The sequence below is a fragment of the Mesorhizobium sp. M7A.F.Ca.CA.001.08.2.1 genome (genome assembly GCF_003998455.1).
GTDB classification, from domain to species: Bacteria; Pseudomonadota; Alphaproteobacteria; order Rhizobiales; family Rhizobiaceae; genus Mesorhizobium; species Mesorhizobium ciceri.
Genome location: NZ_RZPW01000934.1, coordinates 1 through 2,128, shown reverse-complemented (window position 1 = coordinate 2,128; position 2,128 = coordinate 1). Strand labels below are relative to the sequence as shown.

Here is a 2,128-nt window from a genome sequence, read left to right as displayed (position 1 = left end):
ATCGAAATCCGGTCCATGTCGGCAAAGGTGGCGGGCGAGAGCACGCGGGCCCGCCTGGATGTCTCTGCGATCCTGCCCTCGATCGTCACCAGTCCAGCGAGGGTGGACGGGCTTGCTCTGGCGTTGCACTCGGATGCGTTCGATCTCAAGAACCGCGCAGGGCCAGTTTCCGGCACAGTGTCGGTGGACAAGGTCGGTCTCGACAATCCGGTGATTGCGCCGCTGATCGCCGGCAAGGTCACGGCGGCGCTCAGCGGTCGCCTGACAGCCGATGCGGTTGCCATAGACAGCGGCTCGCTCAAGAGCGATGCGCTGAACAGCCAGGTTGCCGGCCAGGTATCGCTGCGTGACGGTGCCATCGACCTCAATCTGAAGGCGGATGCCCCATCGTCGGCCTTGCCGGCGGCGGCACGCGGCATGCTTGGCGAACGCGCTGAGATCAGCGCCACGCTGAAGCGCGACCCCAACGGCAGTATCAATATAGGCGGATTGAAGCTGACCTCGGGTGCGCTGACCGCAGACGGGCAAGCCAGCCTTGCCGACAACAAGGTGGCCGCCGACATCAAGGGTGCGCTGAGCGACATCTCGCTGCTGTCGAAAGACGCCAAGGGCGCCATCGCTTTTGCGTTGAACGCGCAGGGCCCGGCCGCGGCGCCGGACCTGTCGTTGACCATCGACAGCGACCGCCTTCTCGTGGCGGCGCGAGAGATCACCGGGCTGAAGCTGACCGCCACCGGCAAGGCCGATGCCGCCAATCCGGCGGCGAATGTGCAGCTGACCGGCAATGTCGCCGGCCAGGCGCTGCAAGGCAGTGCGGTGCTGGCGACAGCGGACGGCAAGAGCGCCATCAATGGCCTGCTGCTGTCGCTCGGCAAGAACAGGATTTCCGGCGATCTGGCGCTGGACGAGAAGTTCGTGCCAGTCGGCACCATCGCGCTCGACCTGCCCGATATCGGCCCGCTGGCGGCACTTGCCCTGGAGAAGGCCGAAGGCGATGTGCGCGGCACGATCGCCTTTTCGAAGAACGGCAATGCGCCACAGGTCGCAATCAAGGCGGCGACAGCATCGATTACGCGCGGCGACCTGCAGGCGAAAGCCGTCTCGATCGATGCGCTGGTCGCCAACTATCTGGCGGCGCCCGTGATCTCCGGAAATATCCGCGCCGACACCGTCACGTCGGGCGGCACCGTGATCAGCGGCATCGATGTCGACTTGAAGCGCGACGGCGACTGGACGGGCTTCTCCGGCGGCGCAACCGTCAAGGGCATTCCGGCACAGGCCGCCGGCCGGGTGAAAGTGGCCAACGGCACGACGACCATCGAGCTTGCCTCCGGCCAGGCGACCGTACAAGGCATCAAGGCGGCCATTGCCCAGGCCTCGACCGTCAGCATCGTCAACGGCATGACGACGCTGGACCGGCTCGTGCTCAACCTTGGCGGTGGTACGGCGACGGTGACCGGCAAGGTCGGCACGGCGCTCGACATCAATGCGACGCTGGCGCGGGTGCCGATGTCGCTCGCCAACAGTTTCTCGCCGGGGCTCGACGCCGCCGGTTCGATCTCAGGCACGGTCAAGGTGACGGGTGCGCCGGCGAACCCCGCCATTGCCTTCAACCTTGACGCGGCCGGCGTGCAGACCTCGCAGACGCGCGGTGCCGGTGTCGGTGCGGTGAGTGTCTCCTCGTCGGGCACCTTCGGCGGCAACAAGCTGACCTTCAATGCCAATGTCGGCGATGGCGCCGGCCTTGGCCTCAAGGGCGGCGGCACCGTGACGACGGCCGGCACGCCGTCACTGGTGCTCGACTTCAATGGCGTCGTGCCGTTCGGCCTGCTCAGCCAGAAGCTTGCCGCGCAGGGCCTGTCACTGTCTGGAACCGCCAATGTCAACGTACAGGTGCGCGGTCCCGCGACATCGCCCGTCATCGGCGGCAGCATCAGCACCTCGGGTGCGCGCCTTGTCGATGCGCGCTCCGGCCTCGCCGTCAACGATCTCGCCGCCGATGTCTCGATTGCCGGCGGCGTCGCCAGGATCAACCGGCTGACCGGAACGCTGTCGACGCGCGGCAGCCTGTCGGCCAGCGGCACGGTCGGCATCAACCCGGCGCAGGGTTTCCCGGCCGACCTGTCGA

At 67.1% G+C, this 2,128-nt stretch carries 1 protein-coding gene; it reads left to right on the top strand.

Features of this window, described 5'->3' with window-relative positions:
• Positions 1 to 2,128, top strand: a 2,128-nt coding sequence (locus EN914_RS33130) for a translocation/assembly module TamB domain-containing protein (RefSeq protein WP_407067829.1), incomplete at both ends; no start/stop codon positions are given.